Source organism: bacterium (assembly GCA_021372515.1).
GTDB lineage: Bacteria > Gemmatimonadota > Glassbacteria > GWA2-58-10 > GWA2-58-10 > JAJFUG01.
The window spans coordinates 1-17,613 of sequence record JAJFUG010000144.1 but is presented as its reverse complement, the minus strand read 5'-3'; the positions used below and the strand labels follow the sequence as shown (position 1 = coordinate 17,613).

Genomic DNA, 17,613 nt, shown 5'->3' with positions numbered 1-17,613 from the left:
GCCGGGCAACGCGGCACAGGCCGTCCGCCGGTTTGCCCCCCTTGAGCAACGGGGGGTTAGGGGGGATTTAACCAGACAGTCCGCCCTATCACCGCTTGGCTCTGTCTTTATGCCAAACAAGGCAGAGGGAAAAAAGAGATTTAGTCCATCAAATCCCCCTCGATCCCCCTTTTTCAAAGGGGGAGGCAACTGCACACACCCCGTCGGCTGCGCCGCCACCCCTCTTTTTAGAGGGGAGTAAAAGCACCGCACTCCGTCCACCCGCAAAGCCTGCCTTGCGTAGGGGCATGCCCAACTGCCGGGCGAACACAAGGTTCGCCCCTACGAAAGCCCCAGGGCATACACTGTTTTTCGCGTAGGGGCACGCTGCAGCGTGCCCAACCCCACCGGGCGGCCACAGGGGGCCGCCCCTACGCCAGCGCCGGGCAGCGAGGCACACGGCCAGCCGCCGGTTTCCCCCCCTTTAGCAAAGGGGGGTTAGGGGGGATTTAATCAGACAGTCCGCTCTATCATCGCTTGGCTATGTCTTTATGCCAAACAAGACAGAGGAAGAAAATGATTTATTCCATCAAATCCCCCTCGCTCCCCCTTTTTCAAAGGGGGAGGCCAGCGCCCGCCTTCCCACCTATATCAGTGGCATCCGCCTTTTCTCCGTGCCCTCCGTGATCTCCCCCTCAATCCTTCATCGCACAAAGCTCGGAGCACATGGTGCAAACGCTGGGGTCGGCGGAGGGACGCTCGGCGTGCATGCGGCGCGCGGTCTCGGGGTCTATGGCCAGGCGCAGCATGCCGTCCCAGTCCAAAGCTTTGCGCGCGGTGCTCATGGCCAGGTCCCACTCGGCCGCGCCGGGAAGCCCCTTCGCAAGGTCGGCGGCGTGGGCCGCGATGCGCGTGGTTATCACCCCCAGGCGCACGTCCTCCACTGTGGGCAGGCGCAGGTGCTCGGCCGGGGTGACATAGCAGAGGAAATCGGCCCCGGCCATGCCGGCCAGCGCCCCGCCGATAGCGCAGGTGATGTGGTCGTAGCCCGGGGCGATATCGGTCACCAGCGGGCCCAGCACGTAGAACGGCGCGCCCTTGCACAGCTCTTTCTGCAGCTTGATGTTGAGCTCCACCTGATTGAGCGGCACGTGCCCGGGGCCCTCGACCATGGCGGCCACCCCGGCGGCGCGCGCCCGGTCGACCAGCTCGCCCAGCACTAACAGCTCGCCGATCTGGGCCCGGTCGGTGGCATCGGCCACGGAGCCGGGCCGGAGGCCATCGCCCAGGCTGAGGGCCACGTTGTACTTGCGGGCCAGCTTGAGGACCTCGTCATAGTGCTCGTACAGCGGGTTCTCGCCGCCCGTGGCCTTGATCCAGCGCCGGGTGATCGCCCCCCCGCGGCTGACTATGCCGGTCACGCGGCCCTCGGCCTCCAGGTGGCGCACGCACTCACGGGTGAGGCCGCAGTGCACGGTGATAAAGTCCACCCCGGCTTCGCAGTGGTATTCCACCTCGCGCAGGAAATCCTCGGCCCCCAGGCTGGCCAGGCCCCGTCCCTCGGCCGCGGCCTGCGAGGCCAGGCCGTAGACCGGCACAGTGCCCACCGGGACCGGGCTTTCCGCAAGGACCATCTTGAGCATCTCGCGCATGTCCGCGCCGGTGGAGAGGTCCATCACCGCATCCGCGCCCGCGGCCACGGCGACATCCAGTTTCTTTTTCTCCTCGCCCATGCAACTGGCATCCCGGCTGGTGCCGAAATTGGCGTTCACCTTGGTGCGCGTGCCACGTCCCACGGCCACGGGGCGCACCGCGCCGCGGCGCTTGACGTTCTCCAGCACGATCAGCGTGCCACGGGCCAGGCCATCGGCCAGGGAGGCCTCGCTCAGCGGCTCGTCCTTGAGCACCCGGCGGAGGGTGTCCTCCGTGAAAGCGGGTTCGATCTTGATCATTGCAGCACAACCTTTCACAAATAGTCCGCCGTCCGGCGCCAAAGCTCTGCGCCCGACGGACAGGGTTGGTCGACTCATTGCCGCAGTTGGCCCGCAAACACCGGGCTCAGAGCAGCTCCATCTGGTACTGTTCCAGGCCCAGACGGCGCACGCGCTTGAGCGATTCGAGCGCCTGCTCCAGCGGCAGCTTGAACACAAAATCCGGCTGAAGCTTGCGCTTCAGGACCGGCTCGAGGAACTCCCGGAAGGGCAGATCGCCCTCACCCACGGTGAGGCGACGGTCCTCGCGGCCGCGGGTGTCATACAGGTGGAACAGCCTCAGCTTGGCTGCCAGCGCCCCGACCCAGGCGGGGCCTTTCTTCTTGGAGTAGCAGTACGCGTGCGGCGCGTTGAGGCAGGCGCCCACGGGCTTGTCCGGGAAGGAGTCCAGAAGGCTCAACTGCACCTCGGGCCCCTCCTCGAACATGTTGGAAAACAGGACTGTCATCTTGAAGCGCTGGGCGGTCTCGATGGTTTCACGCCAGATCGGCAGGCAGACCTCCAGCCACTGCTCGAACACCCCGGCGTGAAACAGGGGGTTGTAGCCGGTGTAGAGGGTGAGGCATTCGGCGCGCAGGTGCCCGGCGATCTCGGCGGCGCGGACATACAATGCGCGGGTGTGCTCGCGGATATAGGGGTCGAGGCTGCCTGGGGCGAGGTCGTAGAACGGCCCCTGGACATGCACGCGGAACCCCCTCTCATTCAGGCTGTTACCCAGTTTCTGCACCACCGGGAGCTGGCATACCTCCAGGCTCCAGTGCGGGTCGAGAATTTCCACCTCGAGATGCATCCCGGCCTGGGAGAGCCTCTCCAGCGAGGGGCTTACCTCCGGGTAGCCGACAGCGGTGAAGAAACGGGACGATTGCATCAGCGGCTCCCTTTCCGAGGGCGCCCTCCGGCGATCCGGGCCGCGACGCGGCTGATCGGCAGGGCGCTCAGGCGCAGAAGGTCATCGTGGAATTGCAGCAGCGGGGGGCCGCCGCTCACGCCGGCGGACAGCTCGCGCCGCAGGTTCTCTATCTGTATCCTTCCCACTACGGCCCCGAACGAGGAGGCCGGGTTGATCGCCAGGCGGCGCACCTCGAAAGCCGCCTCCTCCTGCGACAGGCCGGTCTGCATGACCAGGTTCTCGACAGCCAGGTCCTCGTTCAGCTCGGCGCTGTGCAGCTCCAGGTCGGTGAGCATGCGCCAGGCGGCGACCAGCTTCTCATGGGCCGCCAGGAGCAGCAGCTCCGGCTCGTTCAGCAGGCTGGCCGAGAGCACCAGGTTCACCGCGTAGCTGCACCAGCCATCCTCCAGCAGGTTATGGCAGGTCAGGTAGGCCAGGCGCGGGTTGGCCTGGCGGCGCAGGGTGAGCAGGGTGTGACGGCCGGGGTAAAGCTCGCGCAGGGCGTAGAGCAGGGCGCGGGGACGGGAATGCCAGTTGACTGTCTGCGCCGGGTCGCCGCTCTCGCCGCTCTCCGCTGGGGTGACACAGAAAAAGGCGTGGCTGTTATCCTCCAGCGGCGCGGCCGGGACATAACCCGCCACCGGGATGGTGGGTCGCTCGAACGGCGGGGTCTCGACCACGCTCAGGCCCTCGGCCGGGGGCAGGCTGACCAGCCCGGAGGCGGAAACCGCCTGCCAGACCTCGCCGATTATCCCCTCCCACCAGGCGCGCAGGTCGGACGGGGCCGCGGCCTCATCGATCCGGCGCAGGCAGCGGCGCCAGTTGGAGGAACCGTCCATCGCGGCGGCGGCTGTCTCCAGTTGGGCCTGGGCCGCCTCGACCTCCTTGTGGGCCAGGTCGCGCAGAGATTCGACCGAGTCCTCCAGCTTGTGCTCGTAGCGGATCAGGAACCCGAGCATCTCCTCGCCCACTCCGAAACTGCCATCCGCCGAGGGCGCGATCTCATCCTGCAGGAACTCCAGGTAGCTGTCAAAAGCGGCCAGGGCCTCCTCGGCGTACTTGCGCAGCACCTCGCTCAGCTCCGGCACCTCGGCGGCCAGCATGCCGGTGATCCGGTCGAGGTACTGCCGCCCGGCGTGCATGAAATCGATCGCAGCCTGGTTCCAGAGCCGGGGAGCGCCCTCGCCGTAGGTGAGGTTCAGCCGTCCCTCCGAAAGAAGCCGCGGCACCTCGCGCATGCGCTCGATGGCGCGCAGGGCCCGGTAGTGGTAGGGCTCGCCGCTGCGGGCGATGAGCTGGTAGATGCCGTAGATGATGAGGCGCGGGTAAATGCCCGGGTCGCGGTCCAGGGTGTGGAGACGCTCCTCGGTGCCGATCCCCACCCGCAGGGCGCAGCACAGAAGGTCCAGCTCATCGTTCGAGCGGCCCTCTTTCTGCAGGACCTCGATCCCAGTCACGTACTCTTTCTTGCGCCGCAGCTTGTTCCGGCGCGACACCTGGTCACACCTTTCCAGGCGGTCATCGTAGCGGTGGATTCCGGCCATAGTGGCCTCCACCGGGTTCTCCTGCCAGATGAATTCCAGAATCTCATCGACCAGCTGGTCCGGTGACTGGGTCATGAATCCTTCCTTGGGCCGGATTGATCGGTTCGGTGCGCGGTCTGCACGCTCAAAGCAGTTGCGCCGTATAGGTCAGCACCACCTCCGCGCCGGCGGCCACGGTCGGGCTGAACCGCACGGAGCCGGAATCCAGTTTCTCGAAGGGGTGCGAGTGCTCGGTAATCTTCCAGTCGCCGGGCAGGCTTTCCTCCACCTGCACGGTGACAGCGGTGTCCTTGCGGTTGGCCAGCCGCACCTCGACCGTAACCTGGCGCAGACGGTCGGAGAGGCGGCGGAACTCGATCTGACGGCGCTGGGCGGTGATGTCGAAAGCATAGCCCGCGCTGATCGAGACTTTCTCCTCGCGCGGTGTGGCGACTATACGGTCCTCGCCCATGAATATCGCGCCACCCGTCCCGGAATCGCGGTAGACCCGCACCATGCCCGCGGGCAGCGGCTGGCCGGCGTAGTTGGAGCCGCCGTTGGTCCATTCCAGGAACAGCTGGGGGCGCAGGTTTTTCTGGCTCTCCGGCGTGGGGCCGAAATAGTAGCGCTGGTCGCCGGCCAGACGGTAGACAGTCTTGACCGTGAGCGCTGGCACACTCAACAGCTCGATCTGGCGCGTGTCGAACCGCCCGAGGCTCACCTTGCGGCCCAGGTCGTAGCGGTAGTAGTCCCCGCTCGCCTCGGCCGGGGCGAACCCCTCATCCATGGCGTTCTCCTGGGCCGCGCCCGCGGCGGACAGCATCGCGCGCATCATCTTGGGCTGCGGCGGGGCCGCCGGGCTCTGCATGTTCACCTCGCCCGCCACCAGGGTCAGGCCGCAATCCTTGAATTCCAGGCCGGTGTTGTTGTCCAGGCTGGCCCAGCCGGTCAACGCGCCGCGCTCGCCCCTGGCGTCCAGACTGAGCACGTAGTCGCAACTCCAGCCCAGGCCGCGGGTCAGGTAGGACAGGGACAGAACCGAGGCGCCCTCTTTCTTTCCCTCGGCCAGCCAGGAAAGGCGGGGGCCCGCTGTCAGGTCATCCGGCACTCCGGGCAGCACCACCGAACCCTCCGGGTCGATCTCCACCCGCTCGCCGAACTTGACAATCCGTCCGCCGTTGAGGCTCAGAAGCACGCCGTTGCGCGATTCGACAGTGCCGGTGCGCTTGTCCAGGCGCTCCAGGGTGATCTCGCGTCCCAGGTAGCTTTCCAGCAGGCTCTGCACGTCCAGGTTCTGTCCCTGGTAGTTCTGCTCCAGAAGGTGCAGGCCCTCGCCGGCTGCGGCGCGCACGGAGCCGGCGATGATCTGGTTCGAGACCCCGGGCCAGAGCAGCCCGAAAGACCCTTTACGGGCCTGGACCTCGCGCTCCTCGTTCACCAGAGCCATGTTCCGCTGGTAGATTGTCAGGCTCTGGGACCGTCGCGCTCCAACTGTCTGGGCCGATGTCTCGGACTGCCCGGCGGCGCAAAGTGACGCTGCGGCGGAGATAAGGGCAACTGTTGCCAGAGCGAAACAGGTTTTCATGGAAGTGTGTCGGCTCATCTTGCGGCTCCCCTGACAGGGCGCTTCCAGGGGGGAGGAAATCGCGCCGGTGACGGAATACAAACGGAAAAATCAACAGTTGCTTATTCCACTAAAAGTATCGAACCGGCAAGGCGATTGTCAACTCTGTTGTCCGCGCCGGCAGCATTGCACGTCAATGTCAGAACGGCATGCGCGGGACGAAGAGAGTGGAAAAAACGTGGGTGAAATAGCGGTCGGTCATGGTGGCCAGGTAGTCGCGCACCTTGGCCGCCGGGGAGGTGGTGGACAGGTATTCCTCCGAGCGGTTGTTCAGGTAGTGGGGGAAGATTATCGACTCGCGGCTGTCCCGCTCTACCTCGCGCAGGAAATGCTCGAACAGGCTGCGGAACGCGCCGCGGATACGCTGTTTCTCGCGCCGTATCTCGGGGTGGCTGTAGATTCGTCCGTAATTGAACTGCCGCAGCTCGCGGCAGGCGGCGGCCACCGGCCCGCTCATGCGGATCTCGTCCCGCTCCTGGCTCTGGAGGGCGATGTCCGACAGGAACGAGTTGATGATGTCGCGGTTGGAGGCCCCGAGCACGGAGCGCACCCCGGCGGGCAGTTCCTCGCGGAGCACCAGACGCAAACGGATCGCGTCCTCCACGTCCTGCCCCAGGTAGCTGACCGTGTCGCACAGGCGCACCAGGCAGCCCTCCAGGGTGGTGGGGGCACGGTGCGGGCACTCACCCTCGGCGGCCAGGCGCACGTACTCCTCCAGGCCGGCCTCATCCCGCCCGCGCTGCGGGGCCAGGCCCACGTGCAGCGACTCCCCGTCATGGTGCAGCATCCCGTCGCGCACCTGAAGCGTCAGGTTCAGCCCGCGGTTGCCGTTGGCCACGTGTTCCACGTAATAGAGGCCGTGCACGTTGTGCTGGAAATGCCCCAGCCCGAACTCGTGGCACAGCTCGTCCATGAACTGTTCGCCATCGTGCCCGAACGGCGGGTGTCCCAGGTCGTGTCCCAGGGAGATCGCCTCGATCAGGTCCGGGTTCAGGCGCAGAAGCCTCCCCAGGGTGCGTCCGATCTGAGACACCTGCAGGGTGTGGATCGCCCGGTTGGTGATATGCTCATCGAACTGGGAGGCGAAATAGACCACCTGGGTCTTGCCCACGTAGCGCCGGAACCCGCCGGAATAGAGGATACGGTCGCGGTCGCGGGCGAACGCGCTGCGGAAATCGCTGTCCTCGATGGGACGCTTGCGCGTGGCGGCGGCGTGCGGCGTGGCGAAGCTCGACAGGCGGGCGTCCTCCTCGGCCTGGAGGGCGCGGCCCAGCTCTTTCAGGCTGTCGGCGGATTTTTCCTTTTCGGTCATGCAGGGCCTGGCTGGAGTATTTGGGTTGATATGCCTTGCTCTCTCAAAATACAAGCCCGCTCCGGAACGGACAAGGCGGGAGAGAGCGTGTGAAAATTTCCGGGCTGCCGCCAGGGTGAGGGCCTTTTCCTTCTCCTGTGGAAAAGGGGGAAGCGAGGGGAATTTAACACAAACCACGGGCGACATATATGTCGCCCCTACGACAGCCGTTGGTTTGGGCGGGATGGTCAGGCATTTTCGTAGGGGCGAGATATATCTCGCCCGCAGAGTCGGGCACGGCGCACCGTTCCATAACACGAAAGGCCTGGACTGTCAGAAAACAAAAAGGCCGGCTCAAGCGGCCGGCCTTGGATTGCCTTCCACACGTGACGTAACTCTCACCCGTACTGCAGCATGCGCTGGATAGGCAGGCGCGCCGCCTCGATCACCGCCGGGTCGAGGCTTACCTCGAACTCGCTTAAGGCCCCGCCGGAGTCGATGGCCCGCAGCACGCGCAGCACGCCCTCCAGGGTGATCTTGGCCATGAACCGGCAACGCACCGAGCAGGCGGTCCAGAACCGCACCGTGGGGAACTCGGCGGCCAGGTTGCTGGTCAGCTCGCACTCGCTGGCCACGAACGCCCGCTCCAGAGTACCGTCCTTGACCCGCGCCGCGATGTCGCGGGCGATCTGGGTCGTGCTGCCGTAGAAATCGGCCTCGCGCAGGACTTCGGGACGGCACTCCCAGTGGGCGTAGACCCGCCTTGAGGGGTGCCCCTTGGGCATCTCGAACTGGCTGCGCACAGCCAGCAGGTCCTCCCGGCTGAACTTCTCGTGCACCTCGCAGACCGCCCCGCGCGTGCCGCTGGCCTGACCGGGATAGATCACCTCTTTCACGCCCTTCAGGTCCTGGGCCAGGTTGGAGGCGAACAGGATATCCGGCACGAAAATCACCTTATCCCCCGGCAGGGCGCGGGCGATGTGCTCGCTGTTGGCGCTGGTGCAACAGATGTCGCACTTGGCCTTGGCCGCGGCGTAGCTGTTGACATATATCATCACCGGGGCGCCGGGGTGAAGCTCGCGCAGACGGTCGATCTCGGAGGGGTCGAAATCATCGGCCAGGGTGCAGCCGGCGGTCTTGTCCGCGGCCAGCACGCACTTGTCGGGGCTCAGCACCTTGGCCGTCTCGGCCATGAACCGCACCCCGTTGAAAATAATGTACCGGGCATCCGTGGCTGCGGCGTAACGGCTCAGGCCCAGTGAATCCCCCTGCTCGGCGCGGCTGGAGAGGTTGAACACCAGCGGCTCCATATAGTTGTGGCCCAGCACCACCACGCCGTGCTTGGCCTTGAGCCGCAGAATCTCGGCCACCAGCGGGGCCTTGGCCTCGATGTCCAGCGGGGTCAGGCTCGGGTCGCCCCGGGCGTAGAGTTCTTTTTTTATCTCTGTCTCGCTCACCTGTATCATTGCGCTGTCCTCCGGACCGCTCTCAATTCTGAAATCAAGTCCGCCTCCGGCCGCAGCGGAGAAAAATTATATCTGCCGGAATTCAAATTTAACCATTTAAGGCTTGGATTTCAATCGTTTAACTCTCCATCGGCGCTCAGCGCAGCTCGGCCAGGGCCTCGAACATGGCGACTATATTGGCCGGTGGGACATCCGCCAGGATGTTGTGCACCTGCTGGAAGACAAACCCGCCGCCCGGGGCGAGGATATCCACCTGACGGCGCACGTGGTCGCGCACCTGCTGCGGAGTGCCGCCGGGCAGCACCTCGCGGGTGTCGCAGCCGCCGCCCCAGAGGGTGATATCCCGGCCGAAATCGCGTTTGAGTCCCGCCGCATCCATACCCTCGCAGCTTATCTGCACCGGGTTCACGGCATCCAGCCCGGCCTCGATCAGGTCCGGCAGCAGCGGGCGGATTCCGCCGCAACTGTGCAGCAGCACCTTTACCTGCGCCAGCTCCTTGGCCCGCTTCCAGAGCGCGGCGTGACGGGGCTTGAAAAACTCGCGGTACATCGCGGGCGACATCTGAGGGCCGGTCTGCATGCCCAGGTCATCCCCGAACAGGATAAGGTCGATGTTCCCGCCCATGGCCCCCAGGAACCGCTTCAGGGCGGCCAGGTGGATTTCGAGCAGACGGTCGAGGAACTTGTGCGCCTCGGCCGGCTCGGCCGCCAGGAGCATGTAAAAGTTGTCGTGGCGGAAGAAGAACTGGCCGATCTCCAGCAGGTTCCCGCCGAAAAGGCCCACTATCGCCCGGCCGCTGCGCTGCCGCAGGCAGGCCGCGCCCCCGGCCAGGGCCAGTTCTCCTTTCGGCCCCGCGGCCAGCGGCCCCGGCGGCGAGGCCACCGCGGTCCACATGCAATGGCCGAACGCGGCCTCGATCTCCCCTCGCTCCGGGCAACCGAACGATTCCTGCAGCGGAAAACGGGTCTGCTCGAAATAGAGCGCCCCGTCGGGCATGGCGGCAATCGGCAACCCATCCGCCGCCTTGAAAACCCAGCCGCCCGCGTCCGCGCGCTCGGGCAGGGCCCAGACCGGCATCTGGCAGGGAGTGCCGTCCGGCAGCACCCAGTCGGCCCAGTCCGCATCGGAATTGGCGAAAGCGCGCCCCAGCTCGATAGTGTCAATCCCGAACATATCGAGCACCTCCGGGTCGACCACGGCCAGTTGCTGGACCGGGTCGTAGACCCGCACCGGACGCTTGGGCAGGCCCAGGTAATCGCGCAGACGGGCGTAGGCGATGGCGCTGATCCCGGAGGAGCGATGGCCGGAAAAATCGACCGGCACGCGGTCCGGCTCGCGGTGCGCCAGGGCGTCCAGCACCCTTCGACGGGAGGAATCATCGACCGCTCTTGCGGTCTCGGCATCGTCGTTGCTCATTTTACCGGTGTTACCTCCAGCAGAAGGTGTTCCTTGAAAGCCGCGTTCAGCACGGGGTTGTCGCCGCGCACCTGGCCCAAATCCAGGCCGCGGGCGTAATCGTAGACCCGGTAGGTGCGCCCCGATTCCAACCCGCGCAAAGTGATAGGGCTGGACCGGCTCCACTGGTCGGCGAAGAAGCCATAGTACATCTTGTCGCCCTTTTTGACCGCATGTGCCTCGGGCTTGTCCCAGGCCAGGTCGTAGAGGTTGAGGTATTCTCCATTTGCCAGCATCAGCCTGCGGTACTCGGCGGTCCAGCGTTTCCAGGTGCGCTCCTGGGCCGGGTCGAGGTCGGTGAAAAAGGTAGTCACCTGCGCCCCGGTTCCGACCGCGCTCTCGAACGACTCGGGCACCGAGAAGCCCTCCCACTCATCCTCCGGCACCTGGTAGCAGTCGCCCACGCAGAAAGAGCCGCCGCGGAAAGCTTTCTCCACCTTGATCCGCCGCCGCACCTGCTGAAGGTTCACCGGGTCGGAGGCGTCCGCCACGTTGTACCAGGGCATCTTGAACGGGTCATGTGGCATGCTGCAGATACAGACCTCCACCGGGCAGCCGGGTTTCAGGCGCTGGGCTGTCTCCCAGATCACGCGGTAAAGCTCCGGCTGCCGCTGGAACGACTCCAGCGGACTGCCGTGATGGTGCGCCGGGTTGAAACAGGGTGGAGTGGCGCTCTGGTCCGAGCAGTCCAGATAGAGGCCGTCGTAATCCCAATCGCGCAGGATTTTTTCGGTCCAGCCCCGGACAAACTCGCGGCAGGGGGCGTAGTCCGGGCAGAGGTAATACAGTCCGCGCTTGGACAACGGCCGGGTGCCGTCCGCGTTCTGCACCAGCCAGTCCGGGTGCTCCTCGGCCAGACGGCTGTTCAGACTCACCCCCTGCGGGTACCACCAGAGGCTGGACCGGAAACCCTCGCGGTGCATACGCCGCACGAAAGCCAGCATGTCAGCCTCGCCGCGGGGGAACTTGCCCGGCGCGGGGTTCAGGTCCCAGTCACCATAATGCACGAACCAACCGTCATCCAGGTTGGCCCAGAGCACCCCGACCCGGCGCAGCACGGGCAGGGCGGAGTAAATCTGGTCCAGGCTGAAATCCAGACGGAAACCCCAGCTTTTCCAATAAGGCTCGTAGGCCAGGGCAGCCGAGGTCTCGGGGATCGCCACCCCCTGGGCGCGGACTATGTTGGAAAACTCACGCAGCGGGTCGTGGAAATCCAGGCGGTGCGGCAGGATCAGGCAGCGGATGGTCGAGAGCGTATCCCCCGGGTCGAGCACGGTGCGCTGGCCGAAACGTGCCTCCGGGGCCTGGGTGATACTGACCTCCACCCGCCCGTCCTCCAGCACCCGCACCGGGAGCGATATCCACTGCTGGCATGGTTCGGCGCTGGCCACGGCCAGGCCGCAGGACGGAGCCCAGAGGTCGACCAGGGGCACGCCGCCGCCGATCATGTCACGTCCGTTGAGGGGACCTGCGCCCATGAAATTGCTGCGCTCGAACTCGCGGTCGAGCCACACCAGCGAATAGTCCTCACCCCAGCGGGTGGCCCCGCCCTGGAACGAGGCCAGGCGCCAGGGGCGCTCCCCCGGATCGACCAGGCGACGGTCCAGGCGCAGGCAGCAGGCCACTGTGCGGTCCAGCTCCAGGCGCGCGGCCCCGGTGTTGCGGAAACGCGCCCGGCAGACGACCGCGCCTGGGAAACGCTCGTAGAAAGTCAGCTCCAGGCGCTGCTCCAGGCTCAGTTCACTGTAGAGCGCACCGGTGTAGCTCCCCCGCCCGGTGACTACAAGCCGCTCGCCCGGGCCGAACCCGTCCCGCACCGTCTCACGCTTCACGCTGTCCAGGACGGCCGTATAAAGTGTTATCGGCAACTGGCCCGCCACCAGGTAGAACGCCGCCGGGTCTGCGGGCTGGGCCTGGGCCAGGCTGGCCGCACCGGCGGACCCGGACAGGCCGGCCGAGATCTGCAGCCTTTCCGTAACGCAGAGGCGCAGCGTTCCGTTATCAATAACGAGAGCCCCGCACTGACGCTCCACGCTCAAGGCGGCCCGTGACAGTCCGGGGAAAGCCGCCAGGATTGCCAGCCACAGGGCCGCCGCCCGGGCCACGTTCCGGAGGCGGGAGCGCGAATACACCGGTTTTTTCAGCAAAGAACGCATCGAACGCCTCGAAGAAAAAGTGGACCCACCTCGGATTCGCCGGGATGGAACAGGATACCCTCAAGCGCCGGGGTTCCGCAATGTTTTTGTAGGCCCGGCCGGCGGTGAAAGCTCACTCGGGGAAAAAACCCGGGCCTCAAGTTGAGAAAGCTTTGCCGTTTCCCCGGCGGATGTTGTATATTTGCAGGTATACCTGGACCAATTCCAGACCCATTCACGGTAAGCCCCGCGGCCCGCGCGCACAGCGCGCCCGGGGAACGCAAGCGGAGGATAAGACGCGATGTGGCCAGGATCGAGTGTTGCAGTCAGGCGGATGGCGTGGTGGATGGCGGTTGCCCTGGTGTGCTTGGTAGGCCTGTCGCGGGCCGAGGATTCCACGCAGGAGGAGAGCCTGCCGCTCGAATCCATGCCGCACCCCTTACTGCTCGAATCCTCAGTCCCGTTCTACCATGATTACAACCTTGCTTTTTTCCACCTGCTCGGGAGCAAGAAAACCAAAGCCGCACCCAGCCAGAGCCAAGCCCTCACCCTGAGCGAGTGCATCGACCAGGCCCTGGGAGGCAGCCAGGACTACAAGATCGCCCAGGAAAACCTGCGGGCCGCTTTCGGGGACATGGCCCTGGCCTGGGGGCTGTTCACTCCGGCGATGTTCACCACTTACGGGATAAACCAGAACAGACAGACCAACACCTTGAATTTTCCGGGACAGTCACTGCGTTCGACACGCATGTCGGATGCCAGCTCGTCCACGATGGGCCTGTCGTACAACGTGTTCAACCAGGCCCAGATGTATTTCGGGATGCGCAACGCCTATTTCCTGCGCCGGGAGCGCCGCAGCGACCTTCGCGGCATGGAGCTGCAGGTGGCCGACAACGTGCGGGCGGCCTATTTCGATGTCCTGCGTCAGCAGCACCTGACACACGCCTCGGACGAACAGGTGGGCCAGCTCAAGGAGCAGCTCCGCCAGACCGAGGCCCGGCTCAAGGTGGGTGAGGTGACGAAGCTGGATGTGCTCCAGGCGCGGATCGACCTGCAGAACGAGCAACTGCTATACCTCCAGTACAAGAACCTGCTGGCCGCGGCCCGCGAGAACCTGAACCTGGCCGTGGGCGGCGGCCTGGACAGCGCGTTCACCCTGGTGGACGAGTTTCGGGTGGAGGAGCCGGTGCTGGAGGTGGAAAGCCTGGTTGAGGAGGCGATCCAGCACAACCCCACACTGCTGAGCCTGGAGCTGCAGTACCGTCAGCAGCGCAACAATCTCTGGATGGGACGGCTGGCCTACCTGCCCACGGTCAAGGCCACGGTGGGGTATTCACGCAGCGCGGACGGGTTCCTGATGCATCCCCGGGATCAAAGCGGTGCAACGCTGGGCATGCTGATCAACTGGAGCATTCTGGACGGGTTCGCGCGTTTCAGGGAGAATCGCTACACGCAGGCGGATGCGAACAACCTGAGGTTCCAGATCGAGAAGACCCGCCTGGAAGTGGCGCGGGATGTGCGTCTGGGCTGCCTGGAGCTGGAACGTCTGTACGAGCAGAACCTGACCCTGGCCGAAAGCCGCGACCTGGCCGCCCAGTCGCTGGAGCTGGAACGCCGCAGCTACACCCTGGGCTCGGCCAACATGGTCGAGGTGCGCAAGGCCCAGGCCGACTACATCCAGGCCGAGGTCAACTACATCAACTCGATCTACGACTACCATACCGCCCTGTCGGCCCTGGGCCGCAACGTGGGTCGCGACCTTTCCAACTACGGCAATTGACGCTCCGCTCATTACGGAACGGGGTTCTCCACTCCGTACATGTAGAATATCATCCCGCTTAGATCGTAGCCACCAACCGTGGTCTCCCAGCTGATCGGGTTGTAGGCATAGCCGATGTAACTCATCGGGATGATCGTATACCTGCCGTCCGGCACCAGGAAATAGAACGTCCCGGTCTGGTCGGTCAGGGAGTGTATCTGCTTGCCGGTCGAATCGTACAGGTAGACCAGGATGTTGCTCAGGCCGCCGGAGGAGCAGGTGATCTTTCCGCTGATCTTGTGCAGATTGACTTGTGTCGGGTTGTTGAACTTGGCCTTGATCTCCGGGGCGTCCACGGTCTGACCGGCCCCCAGGGAGATCAGCAGGCTGTCCGGCGTGAAAGTGTAGTACTCGCGGGAGGGACGCAGCACATAGCTGCCGGCCGGCAGCCCGATTATCCTGTATTTGCCCGCCCCGTCCGAGACCACCGTCGTATCGATCCCCACGCCCTGGGCCCGGATATTGACCATCGGCAGGCCCAGCGAATCGGCGGTCACCTTGCCCAGCACGCCGAAACCCGAATAGACCGCCGTGATGTTGGGGATCATCAGCGTGTCGCCGTTGATCGTCACGTTCAGGCTGTCCGGGGTGATCTTGTAGTTGCCGCGGGCGGCCCGCACCACATATTCGCCGTTCTTCAGGCCGTCCAGTTGGAACATGCCGAGGTTGTTGGTCAGGAACGTTGTGTCGAGCCCGGCGCCGCGGACATAGATGTGCACGCCGCTCAAACCCACCGCCCCCTCCATCACGCGGCCCATCAGAGGATAGATCCCGTCGCCCCCGTGGATCACCATGCTCAGGTTCCCCTGGAGGATGTTGACCATCAGGGTCATGACATCCAGCAGGTCGAATTTCCCGTCCCGATGGTAATCTAAGCGCGTGTGCGCCGAGTCCACCATCCCGTTGCGGCTCAGCCAGATCACGTCCTGCAGGTCCACCACCCGGTCCTCGTTGAAATCCTCGACATAGGTGGTGTCGGCCTTGGCGGCCAGGCGGACCGGAGCAGCGGCGGGCGCTTTGGCATAGACCGGCACGCCGAACGACTGGGCCGCTGCGCCCCGGATCAGTCCGCACAGCAACAGCACCGTAGCCGCGATTCCTAAAACGGATTTCCTTTTCATTTGGCCTCCCCGTCTTTCAGGGATTTGAATGACTTGTATCATTCCGCCCGCAGCGCGGTAATCGGCTCGAGAGCCGCAGCGCGCACCGCCGGGTAAATTCCGAATATCAGTCCGACCGAGGCCGAGAACACGAACCCGAGCGCCGCCGCGCCCCAGGAAAGCGAAACCGCGCGCAGTCCGGCCAGCGATACGATCAATGCGATAATCATTCCCAGGACAATCCCGATCGACCCGCCGCCGCAGGCGACCAGCGCGCTCTCGAGCAGGAACTGGTTGCGGATGTCGGTGCGCAGCGCTCCCACCGCGCGCCGCAGGCCGATCTCGCGCCGTCGCTCACGCACCGAGATCAACATGACCGCCAGGATCCCCACCCCGCCTACCAGCAGCGAAATGGCGGCCACGCTTCCAGTCAGAAGAGTCAGCGAGCGGGTGGTGTCACGCTGGGTGGTCAGTAGCGTGGCCTGGTTCTGGATCGTGAAATCATCCGGCCGGGCGCGCAGACGGTGCCGTGCGCGCAACAAGTCGGCGATCTCACGCTCGGCCGCGGCCAGGGCCGGCCCGCCATCCCGGGCCTGCACGTACACGCTTTCAAGATACGGGACGTAGTAGAGCCGCAGCATGGCGGTCTCCAGCGGCACGATCACCGCATCGTCCAGGTCCGTCCCGTTGATGTCCATCCCGCGCGGCACTGCCAGGCCGATCACCTCGAACGGCACGCGGCCGATCCTGAAACTCTGCCCCAGCGGGTCCTGCGAGCCGAACAGGTTACGCGCCGCGGTCGGTCCGAGCACTGCCACGCGCCGCCTGGCCCGTCCCTCACCGTCATCGAAGAACCGTCCGGCGGCGAGAGTTATCTTGCGGATCGCGAACCCATCCGCGCTCATCCCGATCACCGTGGTGTTGACGATCCCTGTCTGCCAGCGCGTGGCCAGCCGCCGGCTGATCACCGCCGAGGCACGCACCACTGACGGGCATTCGGCCGGGATGGCCTCGGCATCGGCCGGGGTGAGCGAGGTCACCATGTCGACCTGGCGCTGACGGCCGGCCACGATCTTGGTCTGGCCGGCGTTGACTATCAGCAGGTTGGTGCCCATGCTCTCGATCATGGACAGAATCTTTTTCTCCGCCCCCCGTCCCACCGACACCATCACCACCACCGCCGCCACCCCGGCCACGATGCCGGTCACGCTCAGGAAAGTCCGCAGCCGGTGCGCGGCCAGGATGTCGAGCGACAGCATCAGGTTGCGTGACAGCTTCATCGCAGGGCTTCCGACGGGTTGAGGCGCGCCGCGCGCAGGGCGGGCTGCACCCCGAATATCACCCCCACGGCCAGAGCGGTGACCGCCCCCAGCACGAACGGCTCCCAGGAGACCATCACGTTGAACTTAATCCGCTCGGCCAGACGCTCCAGCACCAGGCACACGCCCCAGCCGATCAGGCTGCCCAGGATCATCCCGGAAAGGGTCACAGCCAGGGACTCGGTCAGAAACTGGGTGAATATGTCGCGGCGGCTGGCCCCCAGGGCCCGGCGCAGACCGATCTCGCGCGTGCGTTCGCCCACCGAGACCAGCAGGATGTTCATCAGCACCACCCCGCCGATGGACAGGCTGAGCACCACCAGGGACACCAGCAGCCAGGTCAGGGTGCGCGAGATTCCCCGCGCCATCTCGGCGATCACCAGGGCCGAGTAAATCCGGAAATCATCCTCCTGGGGCGGGACAATATGGTGACGCTCCCGCATCAGGACGCGTATCTGCTCGTTCTGCTCGGCCATGCGTGACGGGTCGGAGGTCTGGATACGGATCGCCCCGACATAGTCCACATTCAGCACGCGCCGCATGGCGGTGGTGATGGGCAGGATCACCCGGTTATCGAAATCGCCGCCGCCGGGGCTGGTGCCCTTGGCCTCCAGCACGCCCTTGACCGTGAGGGCCACCTGGTTGATGTACAGGCGCTTGCCCACCGGGTCCTCATCGCCGAACAGATCCCGCTTGACGGTCCGGCCGATCAGGCAGACCCGGTTCAGCGTGGCCACATCCTCGGCCGAGATGGGATCGCCCTCCTCCATGTACCAGGAGTATGCCTCGTGCCAGTCGGGCTCCACGCCCCAGAGCACGCACTGTATCTGCTCGGTCTCGTACTTGACCCCCATGCGGAAACTCCAGGCCATGGGGGTGACAATGTCCAGGCCCGGCACCTCGCGGCGTATCGCCTCGGCATCCGAGGGCATCAGCGTGGTCACGGTCAGGTCCGGAGGGGGAAGGTCCTTGCCTCCGCCGGCGATCAGCATCATCGCCCGGGGCCCAAAATTGTTTACCC

Annotated in this window: 12 protein-coding genes and 1 pseudogene; 2 read left to right on the top strand and 11 right to left on the bottom strand. The window is 65.3% G+C overall.

The window, feature by feature from the left end; all coding sequences use genetic code 11:
- Positions 1 to 674 precede the first annotated feature (674 nt).
- From thiC to LLH00_13640, 8 genes are all read right to left on the bottom strand, one after another.
- Complete coding sequence (thiC, locus tag LLH00_13675) at positions 675 to 1,931, bottom strand: phosphomethylpyrimidine synthase ThiC (protein ID MCE5272322.1); 1,257 nt, start codon at positions 1,929 to 1,931, stop codon at positions 675 to 677.
- Between the two features lie 106 nt (positions 1,932 to 2,037).
- The gene (locus tag LLH00_13670; GenBank protein MCE5272321.1) at positions 2,038 to 2,838 is read right to left on the bottom strand and encodes a sugar phosphate isomerase/epimerase; all 801 of its coding nucleotides are present in this window, start codon (positions 2,836 to 2,838) and stop codon (positions 2,038 to 2,040) included.
- Positions 2,838 to 4,478 carry a DUF885 domain-containing protein gene (locus LLH00_13665; protein ID MCE5272320.1) on the bottom strand — a complete coding sequence of 547 codons (1,641 nt, stop codon included), beginning with the start codon at positions 4,476 to 4,478 and terminating at the stop codon, positions 2,838 to 2,840. Before LLH00_13665 ends, LLH00_13670 begins: the two co-directional genes overlap by 1 nt.
- A 49-nt stretch (positions 4,479 to 4,527) precedes the next feature.
- Positions 4,528 to 5,985 carry a DUF4139 domain-containing protein gene (locus LLH00_13660; GenBank protein MCE5272319.1) on the bottom strand — a complete coding sequence of 486 codons (1,458 nt, stop codon included), beginning with the start codon at positions 5,983 to 5,985 and terminating at the stop codon, positions 4,528 to 4,530.
- A 160-nt stretch (positions 5,986 to 6,145) separates the two neighbouring features.
- The gene (locus LLH00_13655) at positions 6,146 to 7,318 is read right to left on the bottom strand and encodes an HD domain-containing protein (GenBank protein ID MCE5272318.1); all 1,173 of its coding nucleotides are present in this window, start codon (positions 7,316 to 7,318) and stop codon (positions 6,146 to 6,148) included.
- 377 nt (positions 7,319 to 7,695) lie between these two features.
- A complete protein-coding gene (locus LLH00_13650) occupies positions 7,696 to 8,763 on the bottom strand; it encodes a quinolinate synthase NadA (protein ID MCE5272317.1) in 1,068 nt (355 codons plus the stop codon).
- A 136-nt stretch (positions 8,764 to 8,899) separates the two neighbouring features.
- Positions 8,900 to 10,180: a methyltransferase gene (locus tag LLH00_13645; protein MCE5272316.1), complete on the bottom strand. Its 1,281-nt coding sequence runs from the start codon at positions 10,178 to 10,180 to the stop codon at positions 8,900 to 8,902.
- Entirely contained in the window at positions 10,177 to 11,382 is a 1,206-nt protein-coding gene (locus LLH00_13640) for an alpha-galactosidase (GenBank protein ID MCE5272315.1), read from the bottom strand. Before LLH00_13640 ends, LLH00_13645 begins: the two co-directional genes overlap by 4 nt.
- Between LLH00_13640 and LLH00_13635 the strand changes: the two are divergent.
- A pseudogene (locus LLH00_13635) lies at positions 11,349 to 11,528 on the top strand (hypothetical protein). The gene LLH00_13640 and the pseudogene LLH00_13635 sit on opposite strands and share 34 nt — an antisense overlap.
- A gap of 1,172 nt (positions 11,529 to 12,700) precedes the next feature.
- A complete protein-coding gene (locus tag LLH00_13630) occupies positions 12,701 to 14,134 on the top strand; it encodes a TolC family protein (GenBank protein ID MCE5272314.1) in 1,434 nt (477 codons plus the stop codon).
- A gap of 11 nt (positions 14,135 to 14,145) precedes the next feature.
- On the opposite strand, the gene LLH00_13625 is transcribed toward LLH00_13630, so the two are convergent.
- The 3 genes from LLH00_13625 to LLH00_13615 all read right to left on the bottom strand — a co-directional run.
- Complete coding sequence (locus tag LLH00_13625; GenBank protein MCE5272313.1) at positions 14,146 to 15,294, bottom strand: hypothetical protein; 1,149 nt, start codon at positions 15,292 to 15,294, stop codon at positions 14,146 to 14,148.
- Positions 15,295 to 15,332: 38 nt separating this feature from the next.
- Positions 15,333 to 16,553: an ABC transporter permease gene (locus LLH00_13620; GenBank protein MCE5272312.1), complete on the bottom strand. Its 1,221-nt coding sequence runs from the start codon at positions 16,551 to 16,553 to the stop codon at positions 15,333 to 15,335.
- Positions 16,550 to 17,613 (bottom strand): ABC transporter permease (locus LLH00_13615; GenBank protein ID MCE5272311.1); only part of this gene is annotated, 1,064 nt, incomplete at its 5' end. The genes LLH00_13620 and LLH00_13615, both read right to left, overlap by 4 nt.